Origin of the sequence: Streptomyces sp. CA-243310 (assembly GCF_050936775.1) — a bacterium.
Taxonomy (GTDB): domain Bacteria; phylum Actinomycetota; class Actinomycetes; order Streptomycetales; family Streptomycetaceae; genus Streptomyces.
In genome coordinates this window covers 3,835,424-3,851,538 of the sequence record NZ_JBNJMF010000001.1, presented here as the reverse complement: position 1 = coordinate 3,851,538, position 16,115 = coordinate 3,835,424, and the positions used below count along the sequence as shown (strand labels likewise).

At 69.8% G+C, this 16,115-nt stretch carries 16 protein-coding genes and 1 pseudogene; 8 read left to right on the top strand and 9 right to left on the bottom strand.

From position 1 onward, the window contains the following. Positions 1–84: 84 nt before the first annotated feature. A complete protein-coding gene (locus tag ACQEVM_RS17100; protein ID WP_433079585.1) occupies positions 85–1,146 on the top strand; it encodes a helix-turn-helix domain-containing protein in 1,062 nt (353 codons plus the stop codon). 49 nt (positions 1,147–1,195) lie between these two features. Continuing rightward, a complete protein-coding gene (locus ACQEVM_RS17095; RefSeq protein WP_433079583.1) occupies positions 1,196–1,564 on the top strand; it encodes a hypothetical protein in 369 nt (122 codons plus the stop codon). Positions 1,565–1,761: 197 nt separating this feature from the next. Here the strand turns inward: ACQEVM_RS17095 and ACQEVM_RS17090 are convergent, their stop codons facing one another. Both ACQEVM_RS17090 and ACQEVM_RS17085 read right to left on the bottom strand, forming a co-directional pair. Next, positions 1,762–3,795 (bottom strand): PIG-L family deacetylase, encoded by a 2,034-nt coding sequence (locus ACQEVM_RS17090; protein WP_433079581.1) that lies wholly within the window; start codon positions 3,793–3,795, stop codon positions 1,762–1,764. Between the two features lie 751 nt (positions 3,796–4,546). Next, a complete protein-coding gene (locus tag ACQEVM_RS17085) occupies positions 4,547–5,020 on the bottom strand; it encodes a MarR family winged helix-turn-helix transcriptional regulator (protein WP_433079579.1) in 474 nt (157 codons plus the stop codon). Positions 5,021–5,290: 270 nt separating this feature from the next. Between ACQEVM_RS17085 and ACQEVM_RS17080 the strand changes: the two genes are divergently transcribed. Both ACQEVM_RS17080 and ACQEVM_RS17075 read left to right on the top strand, forming a co-directional pair. Continuing rightward, the gene (locus ACQEVM_RS17080; protein WP_433080061.1) at positions 5,291–6,040 is read left to right on the top strand and encodes a DODA-type extradiol aromatic ring-opening family dioxygenase; all 750 of its coding nucleotides are present in this window, start codon (positions 5,291–5,293) and stop codon (positions 6,038–6,040) included. A gap of 79 nt (positions 6,041–6,119) precedes the next feature. Then, positions 6,120–7,055 (top strand): NADP-dependent oxidoreductase, encoded by a 936-nt coding sequence (locus ACQEVM_RS17075; RefSeq protein ID WP_433079577.1) that lies wholly within the window; start codon positions 6,120–6,122, stop codon positions 7,053–7,055. 158 nt (positions 7,056–7,213) lie between these two features. Here the strand turns inward: ACQEVM_RS17075 and ACQEVM_RS17070 are convergent, their stop codons facing one another. Both ACQEVM_RS17070 and ACQEVM_RS17065 read right to left on the bottom strand, forming a co-directional pair. Beyond that, positions 7,214–7,447 (bottom strand): hypothetical protein, encoded by a 234-nt coding sequence (locus ACQEVM_RS17070; protein WP_433079575.1) that lies wholly within the window; start codon positions 7,445–7,447, stop codon positions 7,214–7,216. A 272-nt stretch (positions 7,448–7,719) separates the two neighbouring features. Next, entirely contained in the window at positions 7,720–7,923 is a 204-nt protein-coding gene (locus ACQEVM_RS17065) for a hypothetical protein (RefSeq protein WP_433079573.1), read from the bottom strand. A 506-nt stretch (positions 7,924–8,429) separates the two neighbouring features. Here ACQEVM_RS17065 and ACQEVM_RS17060 point away from each other — a divergent pair. Together ACQEVM_RS17060 and ACQEVM_RS17055 are read left to right on the top strand one after the other, a co-directional pair. Beyond that, positions 8,430–8,891, top strand: coding sequence for a hypothetical protein (locus ACQEVM_RS17060; protein WP_433079571.1), 462 nt, complete (start codon positions 8,430–8,432; stop codon positions 8,889–8,891). A 276-nt stretch (positions 8,892–9,167) separates the two neighbouring features. Next, positions 9,168–9,629 carry a hypothetical protein gene (locus ACQEVM_RS17055; RefSeq protein WP_433079569.1) on the top strand — a complete coding sequence of 154 codons (462 nt, stop codon included), beginning with the start codon at positions 9,168–9,170 and terminating at the stop codon, positions 9,627–9,629. Positions 9,630–9,658: 29 nt separating this feature from the next. Here ACQEVM_RS17055 and ACQEVM_RS17050 read toward each other — a convergent pair. The 3 genes and pseudogenes from ACQEVM_RS17050 to ACQEVM_RS17040 all read right to left on the bottom strand — a co-directional run bounded on the left by ACQEVM_RS17050 (position 9,659) and on the right by ACQEVM_RS17040 (position 12,768). Next, positions 9,659–11,078 (bottom strand): annotated as a pseudogene (locus tag ACQEVM_RS17050) (aldehyde dehydrogenase family protein). Further along, positions 11,075–11,770, bottom strand: coding sequence for an SRPBCC family protein (locus tag ACQEVM_RS17045; RefSeq protein ID WP_433079567.1), 696 nt, complete (start codon positions 11,768–11,770; stop codon positions 11,075–11,077). The pseudogene ACQEVM_RS17050 and the gene ACQEVM_RS17045 overlap by 4 nt, the downstream one beginning before the upstream one ends. 35 nt (positions 11,771–11,805) lie before the next feature. Next, a complete protein-coding gene (locus tag ACQEVM_RS17040) occupies positions 11,806–12,768 on the bottom strand; it encodes a sterol desaturase family protein (protein ID WP_433079565.1) in 963 nt (320 codons plus the stop codon). Positions 12,769–12,847: 79 nt separating this feature from the next. Here ACQEVM_RS17040 and ACQEVM_RS17035 point away from each other — a divergent pair, with 79 nt between their 5' ends. After that, positions 12,848–13,510 carry a TetR/AcrR family transcriptional regulator gene (locus ACQEVM_RS17035; RefSeq protein WP_433079563.1) on the top strand — a complete coding sequence of 221 codons (663 nt, stop codon included), beginning with the start codon at positions 12,848–12,850 and terminating at the stop codon, positions 13,508–13,510. A gap of 202 nt (positions 13,511–13,712) precedes the next feature. On the opposite strand, the gene ACQEVM_RS17030 is transcribed toward ACQEVM_RS17035, so the two are convergent. After that, positions 13,713–14,078 (bottom strand): peptidase inhibitor family I36 protein, encoded by a 366-nt coding sequence (locus ACQEVM_RS17030; RefSeq protein WP_433079561.1) that lies wholly within the window; start codon positions 14,076–14,078, stop codon positions 13,713–13,715. A gap of 388 nt (positions 14,079–14,466) precedes the next feature. Between ACQEVM_RS17030 and ACQEVM_RS17025 the strand changes: the two genes are divergently transcribed. Continuing rightward, the gene (locus ACQEVM_RS17025; RefSeq protein ID WP_433079559.1) at positions 14,467–15,186 is read left to right on the top strand and encodes a hypothetical protein; all 720 of its coding nucleotides are present in this window, start codon (positions 14,467–14,469) and stop codon (positions 15,184–15,186) included. A 273-nt stretch (positions 15,187–15,459) separates the two neighbouring features. On the opposite strand, the gene ACQEVM_RS17020 is transcribed toward ACQEVM_RS17025, so the two are convergent. After that, positions 15,460–16,083 (bottom strand): histidine phosphatase family protein, encoded by a 624-nt coding sequence (locus ACQEVM_RS17020; RefSeq protein WP_433079557.1) that lies wholly within the window; start codon positions 16,081–16,083, stop codon positions 15,460–15,462. Positions 16,084–16,115: the final 32 nt, after the last annotated feature.

Below are 16,115 nucleotides of genomic sequence, written 5' to 3'. Positions count from 1 at the left end.
GAGCCATGTCGGCGGCGGGGCGTGTGACGCCTGCGCGGCAGGTGCATGCATGCTCCACGTCGCCGCAGCGTCTGGAGGGGTCCCATGGCATACACGGAGCTCGACACGACGAGTCTGCCGCCCGAGGATCGGTTCGCGTGGTGGCGGGAGGTGGTGGGGCGGGGAGTGGCTCCCGTCCGGGTCGCCACTGATCACGCCGCCGATTTCGTGGGCCGGGCAGGTTTCGTTCCCCTGGGGGCCGTGCATCTGACGACGATGTCCTTCCCGTCGCTGTCGTCGGAACGCCCCGCACACCTCGTCCGGCGCTCCGACCCGGAGACGTACGAACTCACTCTGATCCTGGGCGGGGCCATGCACATCGCCCAGGAACGCTCCGAAACTCGTCTCCACGCCGGGGACTTCGCGATGTGGACTTCCTCGCGGCCCTACAGCGGGCAGGCTCTGAGCGGCCCGGACGTCGGCGCGTCGCGCGCCGTCATACTGCATCTGCCGCAGGGGCTGGTCCCTCTGCCGCAGGCCAAGATCCGGCCATTGCTCGCCTCCGGACTGTCGGCGCGGTCCGGAGTGGGCAGGATCCTCGCCCAGTACGTGGAGTCCCTGGTCCAGCAGGCGCCTGCCCTGGACGAGGACATGAGCCGCCGGCTCGGCCGGACGAGCCTCGATCTGGCCACCGGCTTCCTCGCTCAGCAGGTCGGCGTACAGGAGCGCCTCCCGCCGGAGACCCGCCACGAGGTCCTGCTGGCCGCGATCGACACCTTCATCGAGGACAATCTGGCTGATCCCCGCCTGTCCCCGGGCGCCATCGCCTCGCGACACCACATCTCCGTGCGCCTTCTCCACCAACTCTTCCGCGGCCGTCGCGAGACGGTGTCCGCCCGGATCCGACGCAGGAGGCTGGAGCGGTGTCGCGAGGACCTCACGTCGCCCCGGCTGCGTGACCTGCCGGTGCACGCCATCGGAGCGCGGTGGGGCCTGACCACTGCGGCAGGTTTCGGGCGCGCGTTCCGTGCCGCTTACGGCCTCTCCCCCGGAGAACACCGCAACGTCTTCTCGCGAGAGGCCGTCTCACGCGACGCCGTGCACGCGGAGCCGATGTTCCCCGCACGCCACGCCGATGACCGCTGCTCGGCCCGGCGGAGAAACTGACGGAGCACGAGAAGGAGACCGACCTCCATCACGATCCGTAGGAGTGAACATGCGCAAGAAGATCTGCGCCACCGCAGGAGTCCTCGCCTTCGTCGTGGCCGCGGCGGTGGCACCCGTGGCAGCCCAGGCCGCCGCTCCGCCCGGCGGAGAGCAGATCCAGGATTGCCCGGTCCCCTTCGGCCTCGCGCGCGGGCACGGCAAGATGAGCGGCACCGTGTGCGGCAACCATGTGCACGGTTGGGTGGAGGACACCAAGGCCGACGGTCGCTGCGTCTTCGGCATGTTCCAGTTCAGCGGGAGTTCCGAGATGTACTACACGCCCTGGGCCGCGCCGAAGGGCAAGAAAATAGAGTTCGACGTCTGGGGACCCGCCGGTTCCACGATGTCGTACGACGAGGTCGGGTCCGTCCCCTGCTGAGACCCTGCGGGAGCATCGCGAATCCGCGTGCGGCGAGCACGTCGAACTTGATCGGACGGTGACGCGAGGCATCGCTCATGGTGCCGAACGCAGCCCTCCGCTTGGCGACGACTCCACCGCCCAACGCCGGCCCACGGTACGGACAGGGGGCCCGGGGGTCCGCTCTGTCGTCCCCGTGCGTCGTGGGTTTTGCCTTGTCATCCGGGCGCAAGCCTCCACCTCGGCGGGCCGGCGTCGGACGTCCGGGTCCAGTAGAGCTTGGCGTCGAGGCCCAGCGCGGTGAGTACGCCGTCCGATCCGGTCTGGACGCCGGCGGGGGCTCCCGAGATGAGCAGTCCAGCGGTGGTCCAGCGTGGTGTGTCGCCTCCTGTCGAGGTCGTACCGAGGGTCCCGTCGGGGCCCCGGCCGGCGATGGCGGGGACGCTCAGGCCCACCGCGCCGTAGCCGCCGACCCCGCCCAGGTCGATCACGACCGGGCGGCCCGAGCCGTCGAGCAGGGCGCTTTGGACGGCGCCGGAGTCGGGTTTGCGGAAGAACACCCGTACCGCGTCGCCGTCGGGGCAGACGGAGAGTCCACTGACCGTGGTCGCGGGCAGCCCGCTCTGCTCGGGCTTGACCGGGAGCGGGGTGCCCGGTTTCGGCTGAACCCAGGTCAGCACGGACTTCGGGGTGGCTGCGACGACGCGGATGCGGCCGGCGCTGTCGGTGGTGGCGGCCGGGTCGCCGTGCAGGCCGATGCCGCCCAGGTCGCGCCACGCGGACCAGACGCCTTTCGCGTCCTGCCCCGTCTGGTACAGCCTGAGGTCTCCCCCGCGCACGAACGCGGTGAGGCGGCCGGAGCCGTCGACGGCGGGGGCCGGGGCCGACAGGTCGGACAGCACGCTCGCGCCGCTTTGGGGCGGTGTGCCGAGCGCGTGGAAGGCCCCGAAGTCGCCCCCGGGACGCTGTTGGACGGTGGTGACAACCTCACGACGGTAGTCGGCTCCCCGCCCGAGGTGGGTGACGGTGCCGAACACGGCGATGCGACCGTCGCGCAACCGCACCGTCGTGAGTCCGGGGTCGAGGAGCCCGTCCGCCGCCATCAGCTTCGGCCCGGCCCATGTGTCCTTCGCGCCGGGAGCCTTGTGCCAGACGGCCAGTTTCTGGTCGATGACGCCGAACGCCCACAGGCCGTCGTCTTCGCCGGGCTGAAGCCAACTGGTCGAATTGGCGCGGGAGTAGCGGACCGACTGGGCCCAGTTGTTCCCGTAGGGCCGGTTGGAGACCTTTCGGTCTCCGCAACCGGACTGGCTGCCACAGTAGTTGTCCTTCGGATCCATCCAGGCGTAGGTCTTCACCGTCTCCGCCTTGGCATCCGCTGACTCTTTGTCGAGGGTGCGCGGCAGGTAGCTGGTGTTGTAGCCCAGGTAGGTCTGGACGGTGAAGTTCGGGTGGCCCGAGGTCGCGGCGTACTTCTGGAGCGCCGCTTGGGCGAAGCGGGCGCTGAAGACGTGGTCCTGGTGCTCGATGATCTGATGCCTCACGCCCTCGCGGGACGGGGTGGGGTCAAGGGTGCGTATGTGGGTGGGGCGGAAGCGCCGCATCAGGCCGGCGAGAGCGTCGACGAGCTGGTCCTTCGTGTAACTGATGGGCTTGGCAGGGGTGTCGGATGCGAGCATCGGTTCCAGCGAAGGGGTCTGACCGTTCCACAGGCCGCGCAGGCTGTGGGGCACGTCTTTGTACATCTCGCGGGCTTCGCGCAGTTGTATCCAGACCAGGTTGATCTGGGGGTGTGCCTGGAGGGTGTCCAGCTCGGCGGTGCCGCCGCCGATGGTGGGTATGGAGGTGCGGGTCCAGGGGCTGGTCTTGTCGCCGGTGGCCATCTGAGCGTATGCCGCACGTATGCCGTTCTGTCTGGCCTCGGCGTATCGCGGCCGGTCGGCGGGCGGCATGGGGTGGAGCGGGGAGGCGTGCCCGGGGGCGTTGATGCCGTCGGCCTCCCCTGACGTCACGTACACCGAGGTGATCGGGCGGCCGGAGCGTATCGAATGGCCCGTGTCCGGGTTCATGAAGAACAGGTCGTCGTCGGGGTGCGCGACGATCTGCATGACGGATTCTCGGCTCGTGAGGGGAGGCGCCGCCTCCACGCTGTCGGTTCCCCCCTTGGCGTCCGGCTCCTCCGTTCCCTCCGGCCACGAGGCCACCGCGTACCCGGCAGCTCCGACGAGCGCCACCGCCGCAGAACTCAGCATGAAGTGTCTGCGGGACGGCGTGACTCGGTGCTGACTGGGCGTCATATATCTGATCTTTCGGTGCGTCGGCCCGGCAGGGCTCGTTCTCGGGGCGTCAGCACCGCCGCTCCGTACCCGGGCGCCAGTGCCGCTTGGATCAGGAGTGGTCAAAACCCGATCCGATGGGGAGACGGAAGCAACCAAAGTTGGGTTTATTGCGACCCGTGTATCTTTTGTCACACTCTGGTCACGCCGCCCCGAGAGTGAGGTGTCGCCATCGCGTGGACACGCCCGACCATGCCTGTCGTTGGCCCGGGACGGTGTGGATCCACGTGGCAGAGCGCTCGAAGAGCGTTGTGGAGTTCCGGTCCGGGGCGAACGCGCCCGCAACCGGCTTCGACTGACACACCCACACGTCCGGAGATGGCCGTCAGAAAGCGGCCGGAGCCCCGCGCCGGGCGCGGGTGACTGCCGACCTCGCCGGCTCCGCAGGGTTCAGCACGGCCCTATTCGTGGCCCGGCGAGGTCGGGCCACCGGCGCGCCGACTCTCACCACCACCGCCGAGGTTCTCGCGCCCCGCTCCGGACGGCCGCCACCTCGCCGGCGGCGCGCTGCGGATCGACCGCGCCGGCGGCCGGCACGACTCCGCCCCGGTCCGGGATGGAGCGGGGTTTCTTCGCTGCGTACGGCCACACCGCCGTCGAGGTCCGCGGTTTCCCGTGCACCGCGTCAGGGTGCCGCAGAGCCGACGGGAGTCCCCCCGGACGTCAGTCAGCCCCCTTCGACCTCCCGGCGCACGGTGGCGGCGATGCGGGTGAGCGCGGCCTCGAGGTGGCGGCGCTGAGCGGCGCTCAGCGGGTCGAACACGAGCCGCTTCACCTGCGCGACGTGTTCCGGTGCGCTCTCGACGAGCTTCTGTCGGCCGGCGTCGGTCAGGGTGGCGAGCGTGTAGCGCCCGTCGCCGGCGTCGGGCCGGCGGGCGACCCAGTCGCGGGCCTCGAAGCGATCCATCAACTTCGACAGGCGGGGTTGCGTGCTGTCGCAGACCCGGGCCAGGTCGCTGAGGCGCATCGTGGCCTCGTCGGCCATGGACAGCCGGGCGAGAACCCCGTACTCGAAGTTGGAGATGCCCGCGTCCCGCTGCAGTTGGCGGTCGAGGGCGGCCGGGAGGGCGATGACGACCGTGAGGAGTGCCTGCCACAGGCCTTGTTCGTCGTCGTCGAGCCAGGATGACTGAGTTTCCATGAGCCTCATCATACTTGCCCAGGCAACTCCCATCACTTGCCCAGGCAACTCTCGATGGGTTAGTTTTCAACTTGCCCAGGCAAGTGATCAGACGTGCCTGGGCAAGTGAAGGAGCTGAGTTCGATGACCACTACGAGCAGCCTGACCTCCCCCAACGGCCTGACTTCCCCCTTACCCTCGCGCCCCCCGGCCGCGGCATACGACGACCTCCTTGCCAGAGCCCTGCCACAGGCACGCGAACAGCGGGTGTGGAATCCCTCCGACGGGCCCATGCCGAGCCTCTTCGTCAGCCACGGCGCCCCGTTCACACTCGACGATCCGCAGTGGCTCGGCGACCTCTTCGACTGGGCCCGGTCGATGCCCAAACCCCGCGCCATCGTCGTCATCTCGGCCCACTGGGAACACGCACCGGTCGTGATGTCCGGAGCCGCGGCCGGCACCCCGCTCTTCTACGATTTCAGCGGCTTCCACCCCCGCTACAAGACCCTTCCCTACGCGACCCCGGACGCCACCGACCTGGCTCGGCGACTCACGGGCCTGCTGGGCCGGACGCCGGTGCACGAGTTCGCCGACCGCGGCCTCGACCACGGGGCCTTCATCCCGCTCATGGCCATGTATCCCGCGGCCGACGTCCCCGTCGTACAGATGTCGATGCCCAGCCTCGACCCCGGCGCACTGCTCCGACTCGGGGCACGCCTGAGGCCGCTGCGCGACGAAGGCATCCTCGTGCTCGGCTCCGGCTTCATGACGCACAGCTTCGCCGTCTTCCGCCGGCCGGAGCTCACCGCCGACACCACGGCCTTCGACGAATGGGCCGTCGACGCCCTCGCTCGGGGCGACGCCGACGCCCTCGTCGACTACCGCAACAAGGCACCCGGCGCCGCGGTCGCCCATCCGACGGCCGACCACTTCGTCCCGTTGCTGCTCACCGTGGGAGCCGCCGACGACCCCGGCAGCGCCGTGAGCGCCATCGACCGCATGGTGATGGGCAACTCGACCCGCTCGGTGCAACTGACCTGAGCACTTCGACGTGCCGCGCCTTCCCGACCGATCGCCCCGTCCGGTGGCGACGACATCAACACACCCTGGAGGAAAAGCCATGAAGGCAATGCGTTTCCATGCGTTCGGCGGCAGCGAGGTGCTGCGCTACGAGGACGTCGACCGTCCCGTCCCCGGCACCGGGCAGGTCCTGGTGCGGGTGGCGGCCACGTCGTTCAACCCCGTCGACGACCACATCCGCGCCGGTGTCCTGGCCGAGATGATCCCGATCACGCTGCCGTACGTGCCGGGGATCGACCTGGCGGGCACCGTCGCTGAACTCGGCGCGGACGTGACCGGCTTGGAGGTCGGCGACCCGGTCGTGGCGATGCTGCCCCTCGGCTCCGCCGGCGGGGCCGCCGAGTACGCCCTCGCCCCGGCCGAGTCCCTGGCTCCGGCACCCCGCACGACCGACCTGGTCGACGCCGCGGCGCTGCCGCTGACCGGCCTCGCCGCCTGGCAGACGGCCTTCGAGCTGGCCGAGCTGAAGCCCGGTCAGACCGTCCTGGTCAACGGAGCGGGGGGCGCGGTGGGCAGCCTCGTGGTTCAGCTCGCCGTCGACGCGGGAGCACACGTGACCGCCGTGGACGTGCCGCAGCACGCCGACCGCCTCCGGGGCTACGGCGCGCACCGGGTCCTCGGCCCCCTGGCCCTCGCCGCGGGGCCGACCGTCGTGGGAGGTCCCTTCCAGGTCGTGGTCAACCACGTGCGCGCCTCCTCGGAGGAGCTCGCGCGGCTGACGCACCACGTCGCCGACGGCGGGGTCGCCGCCAGCACGGCCGGCCCTGTCCCCGAGGACCCCGCGAGGGGGGTGCGCAGTGCGAGCTTGTGGGTCCGCAGCGACGGAGCCCAACTGGCGGAGCTGGTCGCCAAGGTGGATGCCGGCAAGCTCCGGCTCCATGTCGCCGCCCACCGCCCGGTGGCCGAGCTGGCCGCCGTGCATGACGACGCCGGCGCCGGGCGCCTGCCCGGCAAGACGATCATGCTCGCTCCCTGATCACCCCTGACCGCAACCCGACCGGGCTGCCCGCCGTGCGCACTCCCGCCGGCGGGCGGCCCGGGAGTCCCGCGGCGGACTCGTCCCGCCCCGGGTCAGGACGCGTGGCAGGCGGGTGCTGACGCGGGCCCGGGCACGCTCGATGGGCGAACCGGTCCTCAGTGCAGGTAATAGGGAGAGAGCGGAGAGGTGAGGAAGGGGAACATCTCGGTGACATCGACACGCGCGGCGAACCGGTCGGCGACGTTGTTGGTGCGACTGGTGTAGGTGAAGACCACGTCGATCAAGGTCCGGGTCCGGGACACCTCCGACCGTGAGGCCTCCACCCCGGTCAGCGAGGCATCTTTCGCGAACTGCTCGGCCGCCACCGAGTAGATGTCCGGGTAGCGCATCAGGGGGCGACCGGCAGAACGGCCGGGTGTAAGCGGTCCAGGTGCCGACAACCTCAGGGATGTCCGGGGCCCAGAGCGGCACCTCGGTCCACGGCTGCACCCCTTGGTCCTGTAGGAACTGCTCGTCCGCCCAGACCAGTTCGGTCTGCGCGCCGGTGACTTCGACACAGACGTGCAGCAGCCGGCCCATGGTGGTGTTGCCGGGCACCCCGGTGGTCAGATAGCGGCCGCCACCTCCCACGGCGAGCCGGTCGAGCACGAAGACGGCGATGTCACGGGCCGTCGACCAGCTGCATCGCCCGGCTGGGGGACCCGGGCGCCGGCACCCGGCCACCGCGTGCGATGGTCTCCAGCCACCACGGCAGCCGGCCGATGTTCTCACCGGGCCCGACGATGATGCCGGGGTTGACGATGAGCGCACGCCCCGGGAAGCCCTCCTCGACAGCCCGCTCGCAGCCGCCTTGAGCGCGTTGCACGGCACGTCGTCGGGCGAGGCGTCCACCGCGCACGCGTGCCGGGGGAAGGACTCGCCGAGGCGTCCTCGTCCTCGCGGTCGCCCAGGACCGTCTCCACACCGACGGGCGTCGGACCCGACTGCCCGCGGTGGAGCAACGTCACCTCGTGCCCGCGCCGCAGCGCCTCGTCGACGAGTGCCCGGCCCGGGAAGACGGTTCCACCGAGAAGAAGGATCTTCATGCCCGCAAGCCTTTCATCAGACAACTCACTTACCAGGGAGACCCCTTCATGCCGCGCCCTGCTCCAACCCCGCGCGTGGACGACGCAGAGGGAGCTGCCGGACGGGACGCGGAAGGATGCCTCAGTCGGGACGCAGAACGGCCGAGATGTTGTCCGGACCCTGACCGGAACAGTGAGGTGCGGGGGCTGTGCCCGCCTCTCGGCTGGTGTCCTTCCGCGCGGCGCCATGATCTACGGTTGCCTATTGCACCGGTACCGATCAGTTCAGCAACGGGGAAGAACGCACATGCGCAAGACAGCAACCCTCGCCATCACCCTGCTCGCAGCGGCCGCGCTGCTGACCGGGTGCGGCAGCGAGAAGAAGGACGCCGGCCCGGCCAAGCCGGGCGAGGCCTCACCGAGCGCCTCGGCGAGCGGCGGCGCGAAGGGCTCGTCCTCGGGGAAGAAGGGCGTTCCGCACCAGGTGGTATTCGAAGTGGGTGGCACCGGCGCGGCCCAGGTCATGTGGATCGGGAACACGAACCACTTCGAGCAGGTGACGCTGCCCTGGACGAAGACGGAGTCCATGCAGTTGGAGGGCGCAGAGCTGAAGGTCGGCGTCACGGTGTCGGTGGTGCCCGGCTCGGTCAAGGGCCCGGACGGGATGCTCAAGCCCGCCCCGTGCACCATCAAGGTCGACGGCAAGCAGGTCGCCGACAACCAGGACGGCACGTCGGACGAGCACTGCAAGTACGAGCTCAAGGACTGACGGCCGGCGCCCTCACGAACGGCACATGGGAACGGATCCTCTCCGCGTTCCTTTCAGCGGCAGGCGACGCCGATGACATCGACCGGACCGTGCCGGTGGACTCCCCCGTCTGCCGGGCCCATCAGCACGCCGCCGGAGCCGGAAGGAGGGAGACTCGCCATCGCTCACCGGGCAGCGCTGCACTTCGCCGCCATCCTCATCCGGGCCCGGACGCAGGGTCGTCGAGCCGCACTTTTTACAGAGGCACTCCTCAGTCCGGCGTGACAGCATGCGGCAATGGTCTTTCGACACCCCGACGGCGACTACGCGATCACCGCGATGCACTCCGTGCCCGATGATGCCTGGTACCTGGAACTGGACCTCGTGGCCGGGCACCGGACCCTCGTGATCGCCATCGTCCCCGACGAGGATCCGGCACGGGAGCCGACGGTGTGCTTCAACCCGCACGCAGGGCACGCGGACGTCCCGTACGAGGTCATGCGCTGGTTCATGCACCAGGTCGATGAAGAGATCCGTACCTCCCGTGCCTGGATGCGGCTGAGACCGGAGCTCGTCGGGGTCATCCATCAGCTCCGTCAGGAGCACCTGGGCGTCATCGGCGATGACGACTTTCCCCGGGTTCTGGCGGACGTGCGCATCACGGTCCCCGAGGAAGACCTCCCCGCCGTTCTGGAGGCCGCCTTCGGGCGGAGCCCTGACGGCACCACCCTGGACCACCTGCACACAGCCGGCCTGTAGGCGGTCGAGGAGGCATGGCTCCCGGAGGCTCACATCAGGCGTTTGACGAAGCGCAGCCCGCGACGGGTGAACGGTGGCTGCGCCAGGCGAAGGGTGTCCATCGTGTGCGGCTTGCGCAGGACGGGCTTGAGGTGGGAGAAGGCTCGCCAGGAGTACACGCCGTGATAGGCGCCGATGCCACTGGCGCCCACGCCGCCGAACGGAAGACCCGTGGCGGCGACGTGGATGAGGCCGGCGTCGTGCACCACGGCACCGGATGAGGTGTGCTGCTCGAACAGTCGGCGGGTGCGGGCGGAAGAGGTGAAGACGTACAGGGCGAGCGGCTTGTCCCAGCCGTTGATCACATGGGCGGCCTGCTCGGCGGAGTCGATCGACGGGGAGAACGGGCAGGATCGGGCCGAAGATCTCTTCCCGCAGCAGGGGGTGGGCTGCTCCCGGGCCGACGGCTGGATGGCTGAGGGCGGGGACGGTCACCACCGTGGGAGCGATGTAGCGTTCGGCACGGTCGCACCGGCCGCCGACGGCGACCTCGGTGCCGTGAAGCAGTGCTGTGAGGCGGTCGAACTGCCGCTCGTCGACGATGCGTCCGTAGTCCCCGCTCGTTCGAGGGTCGATTCCCCACATGTCCGTGATCGCGTCTTGGAGCGCGCCCACGAGTGCCGGGATCCGGTCGGGGGTGGTCATCACGTAGTCCGGGGCGACACACGTCTGGCCGGCGTTGGTGAACTTCGCCCATGCCAGGCGCCGCGCCGCCCTGCGCAGCCGGGCATCGTCGTCGAACCAGACCGGTGACTTGCCGCCCAGCTCCAGCGTCACCGGTGTCAGGTGCTCGGCCGCCGCCCTCATGACGATGCGGCCCACCGTGCCGCTGCCGGTGAAGACGATGTGGTCGAACCGCTGGGCGAGGAGGTCCGTCGTCTCCGGGATGCCTCCCTCCACCACGCGGACGGCGCCGTCGGCGAAGTACCTCGGGACGAGCCGGGCGATCAGTGCCGAGGTCGCCGGTGCGAGTTCGCTCGGTTTGAGTACGGCCGTGTTTACCGCGGCCAGTGCGCCGACCAGAGGGTTGAGGAGAAGCTGTACGGGATGGTTCCACGGGGCGATCACCAACACCACGCCGAGCGGTCCGGACACCAGGCGGGCCCGTGCCGGCCACAGTGCCGCCGGTGCCGGAGCGCGCCAGGGTCTGGCCCATCGCCGAAGGCGGCGCAGCATGTGGTTGATCTCCGCGAGGGTCACGTCTATCTCGGTCAACTGTGCTTCGCCGGGCCCCTTGTGCAGGTCGTTCCACAGTGCGGCTTCGAATGCGGGCCGGTGCTCGGTGAGCGTGGCGCGCAGCGCGCGCAGGCGGCCGATGCGGGCTGCCGGGGGGCGGGTCCTGCCGGAGTCGAAGAGGCTGCGTGCCTCGGCCACGGTCTTGGTGAGGGGGGAGACGGTTTGGGGAGTCATGGAACCTTCCGCGATACGGAACGGGTGCTCTTCGTCCACTGCGCGCGGCCCGGGGCTCGCGCCGAGGTGTCGGGGCGTCCCTCGTCGTGCGCTGCGTGCGCGGTTCGTGCCGCGGAGCCGTGATCAACGACTACGGTCGGGGGACCACCACCGGACTGACTCGCCTCCTGTGGCGCCTCGATGGAGTGCTTGAGCCGGTGGAGTGTGGTGATCATGCCTGCCCGGTTGACGCGGACGCGGGCCGCGGGAGAGGTGCCCGCGACCGTGCGGCCCAAGAGGTCGGCGACTGTCCCGAGGGGGCCTTGGCGCAGGTCGTGCCAGTACTGGGTGACGTGGGTGGAGCCGGTGGTGGCTGCCGTGTGGTGGTGATCGGCGTGGCGGATCCGGAAGCCCCAGGTGGCCAGGGGCAGGCCCGCGACGGATACGCGGAAGGCGAACTCCGTGGGGGCGTCGGCGGTGGTCACCCGGCAGAGGGTGAACCAGTGGCGTACTCCGTTGCGGTTGATTCCTATGAAGGAGGGGTGGGGCCGGCTCCTGCTCGGGAGGAGGAGGACCTTGACGCATTCCGGACTCCACCGGGGCATGTGCTTCACGTCGCTGATCGAGGCGTACACCTCTTCGGGTGGCGCCGCGATGATGACGGATTCCCTGAGTTCCCGTGTGCGTGTGGGGGCAGAGTGCTGTTCGTCCAAGGTGTCACTTCCAGGGTGTTGCGCCCGACTTTCCGTCAGCGACCGATGTCCACGCCGGAGGGCCGGCAGGTGCACCGGGCGCCGGTGGTGACGTCGGGGCAGCATGCGCCGCGGAGGCTGGTGGTCGGCTGCTCTGACGGCTTGCGCTGTGGGCCGGAGGGGAGGGCTGCTTGTTCGGGCTGCCATCCTGGGCGGCCGAGCAGGTGGCGTGCCCGGTCCTGCCATCGTGTGGCGCGTGCCAGGTCGCGTCCGATGGCGGCGTATTCGTGGGAGACGATCCGCAGGGGGTTGTAGGTGTCGATGTTCTTGGTGAGGCCGTAGGCAGGGCGTTCCGTTTCCTCGGCCCAGGTTCCGAACATCTGATCCCAGATCATGAGGATGCCGCCGAAGTTGCGGTCCAGATATCCGCCTTGTGAGGCGTGGTGGACCCGGTGGCTCGAGGGGGTGTTGACGACCCTCTCGATGTGGCGGGGCAACCGGCCGATGCGGTCGGTGTGGAGCCAGAACTGGGTGAGCATGTTGATCGCGCCGCACAGGAGGATCGCCCAGGGCGGCACCCCGGCCAGGGTCAGCGGTATGTAGAAGATCTGGGAGGTGAGGCCCGTCCAGGGCTGGCGGACCGACGTGGAGAAGTTGTATCTGCGGCTGGAGTGGTGCACCACATGACTGGCCCACAGCACGCGCACCAGATGGTGCTCGCGGTGCATCCAGTAGTAACAGAAGTCCTGGGCCAGCAGGATCAGCGGGAAGGTCATCCATGTGACCTCGACCCGCAGCGGGGTCAGTTCGTACAGGCCGACGAAGACGGCGACCGCGAGCATCTTGTAGACGACGTCGACGACGGCGGCGCCCGCGCCGACGGCGAAGCTGGCGGCGGTGTCACGGAGTCCGTAGCCGCTGGCGTTCTCGTCGGGGTGGAGCCGGTAGTAGATCATCTCGATGACGACCAGGAGCACGAAGAGGGGTGCGGACAGGGCCAACAGGGACGTGTTGTCCATCGGAACCTCCTATCGGAGCGATGTGCTCCGATAGGCAGTATCGGAGCACAGTACTCCGACAGGCAATAGGTTGGACGCCATGAAAGAGACAGATCTCGGCCGCCCGCGCGCGGGTGGGCGGTTCGGGCGCCAGGCCGAGGCGGAACGCAACGACCTGCTGATACTGAACGCTGCCCGCGCCGTGTTCGCGGAACAGGGCGCCGACGCCCCCGTCGCGGACATCGCCGCCTTGGCCGGCGTGGGAATCGGCACCCTCTACCGCCGCTACGGCAGCAAGGAGCAGCTCCTCCAGCACCTGTGCGCCATCGGCATCGCCCAGACGATCGCCGACCTCGAGGCGGCGCTGGAGGCGCGGGGCAGCGGCTGGGACGCCTTGGCGCGGTACATGACCGCCGCGGTCGACGCCAGGGCCGGCGCCTTCGCGGCCCTGGCCGGGACGTTCAGCCTGCCCGAAGAGGTGTCCGCCGCGAACGAGCGGGCCAGAACGCTGGCCGAACAACTGCTGCGACGCGGCCACGACGACGGGACCGTACGCGGTGACGTCACGACGCTCGACATCACGCACCTCATGGAGATGTTCAGCCGGTACCCCCGCCGCACCGAGCAGGATGACCACGCACGCCGCAGGATGCTGACCTTGGCCCTCGACGGGCTGCGTACCGTCCACACCGCGCTGCCTGGACCGCAGCCCGACTGGGCCGAGTATCACCGGAGCTGGGACGCACCCGACCGGCCCTCCTGACGACGACCGGGCTCCCCCGCCCCTGACCGTGGCGCTCCGGTCAGGGCCCACCGGAGCCGGGCGCCTCCTCCCCCGCGCCCAGCCGGCGGAGGGCCTCCCCCGAGGCCTGCGCGGAGCGGGTCCCGGTCGCCCCCGCGACGGGAACCCGGGAACGAGCCGAGGGCGGCGCTCCTGGTGAGCGCCGCCCTCGAGGGTGAGCCGTTCAGCTGCAATTGACCCAGTTGTTGGACTTCATGTAGTGGCCCACGCTGTCGGACTGCTTGCTCCCCTTGGGGATGACTCCGCTGGAGCCGGTGTAGCTGGTTCCCGAGTACCACTTGAGCGCACAGGAAGCACCGTGGTTGTACCAGGACTTGAAGTTCTGGAACACCGCGTACTGGGTCAGGTTGGAGTTGCTCCCGGCGATCTGCTGCCTCTGGCCGGTGTAGTTCTGTCCGGACCAGACACAGAAGTAGCCCGAGGGGCAGTCCGACGCAGCCGCGCCGGCCGTGCCCGCGCTCCCGGCGAGTAATCCGCCGGTCAGCGCGATGCCGCCGGCAAGTCCTGCGAGTTTCCTCGTCATGCGCATGGCTTTTTCTCCTTGACGCGTGGGTGCGCCTACCCCCTCGACCGGCCGGCCCGCAAAGGAGCAGGTCGGAGGAGGGAAAGCGCCTGTTGGAGCGGAACTCGGCACGAGTCTGACGGAGCGCCCAGGGGCGGGTCTTGTAGAAAACGGCACTCGGCGGACGACGGCACGGTGGCGACAGGGCGCCCTGCTCGCCGTTCGGTCCAGCCGCTGCCGGGTCGGGGTGCCGGTGGGTTCGCGGGGTGGAGCGCCGAGATTCTCGGGACCGGAGCTGCCGGTGTCCCCCCAGGCCGGCGGTTTCGGAATCTTCAATTCCGGGGACGGTGTCCCCGCATCGCCGTGACCGTACCCGGCGCCGTGACGGCGCCCGACACGACAGCCGAGGAAGACCATGGGTTGGAAAGGCACACGCAAGACGGCCACGTCGGCCGCTCTTGCCGCAGTGGTCGCCCTCGTCCTGGCAGCTCCGCCTCCCGGTGGCGACGCCCGGCCCGGGACCACTCCGTCGTTCGGGACGGTGGCCGTGCGGCAGGACGTCTCCCCGACGCCGCCTCCGCCCCGCCTCCCCCGCGACTTCCGCGGCAAGGGCAAGTGGATCGTGCGGGACCTGGACATCACGGTGCCGTTCACCTGGGAGGGCAGGGGCGGCGACAGCCAGATGACCGCGGGGGGCCCGCAGTACCCGATCTGGTTCACCAACCTGATCTACCACGACACGCTCTACACGCTGACGTACAAGTGGCCCGGTCTGAACGAGCATCCTTGCTCCCGCATCCCGGACTTCAACCTGGAGGCGCTCAACAAAGCGTTCGAAGGTGCCCGGTTCGTCGGGCGGGAGACCCTTCGACGCGCTCCCACGCAACGGCACGTGAACCACTGGAGGGTGGGCGTCGTCCTCCCACAGCTGCCTCCCGGGAATCATCCGCGTCTGCCGCTCGCGCTGGGTGACATCTACGTCGACGAGGACAACCGGGGAACCTTCTGGCAGGTGCTGCAGTTCGGTGTCCAGAACCTCTACGACCCCGAGTTGGACGAGTGGTTGGTCATGGACACCTTCGAGCATCGGCCCGGGACCGTGACGCTTCCCCGGCGGTGCGAGTCACCCCGGTAGCCGCGTCCCGGGGCGACGGCGCAGTCGCGCTCGCAGCCATGCCTCCCCGTGGCGCGGCGTGTCCGGAGCACGGTCCGCAGGCCTTGTCGGCGCCACTTCGACGACAGGGCCTGGGTCGTCCCTTCGGATCGTGCCGGTGAAGCCCGCGTCGTCCGGCGCCGTGCATCGCAAGGCGGAGAGGCTCCCGATCACCGGACGTCCTCGGGTGCCTCGACAACGCGGCGAGGTGCGGTGCCGGGCGGCGCGGATCAGGCAAGATCCGGAAGGGGCGGCCTAGAGGTGGCGGGTGTCTCCGAGGCGGACGAGCTGGCGATTGTGGAAGAAGTCGTCCTCGCGGAGATGGGTGATGCTGCCCGAGGCGACCCGGAAGTTGACGTGGCCGAGGGAGTCGATCGGCATGCCGATCCAGGCGGCCACGACGAACGTCAGTGCGAAACCGTGCGTGACGATGACCTGGTGCTCATACGGGTGGCTCAGGATCCCGTCCATGGCCTCGTAGATCCGTCCGGCGAACTCGGCCCGCGTCTCGGCTCCCTCGATGCCCTCGTCGTGACCCATCCGGTCGCCGGTCGCGGGCGGGGGGACGAACCGCTTGTCCAACCACTCCTGGGGCCGGCCCTCGGCCTCCCCGTACGACTTCTCCCGCAGCCGGCGGTCCAGGGCCGCCTCCACACCGAGCAGAGCACCGATCTCCTCTGCGGTGCGCCGGGTCCGCCGGAGGTCCGAGGAGATCACTTCGACCTCCGCGCCCTCGGGGATCTCGGCCCGCAGGGCGCGGGCGATCGAGGCCGCCTCCCGCACTCCTTCGGGGGTCAGCGTGGAATCGTGCCATCCGCCGACCAGGCCTTCGACGTGGTGGCTCGCCTCCGGGTGGGTGACGACGTGGATGCTGCGCACCGGTGCACCTTTCTCTTGAAGGGGTCCTGCCC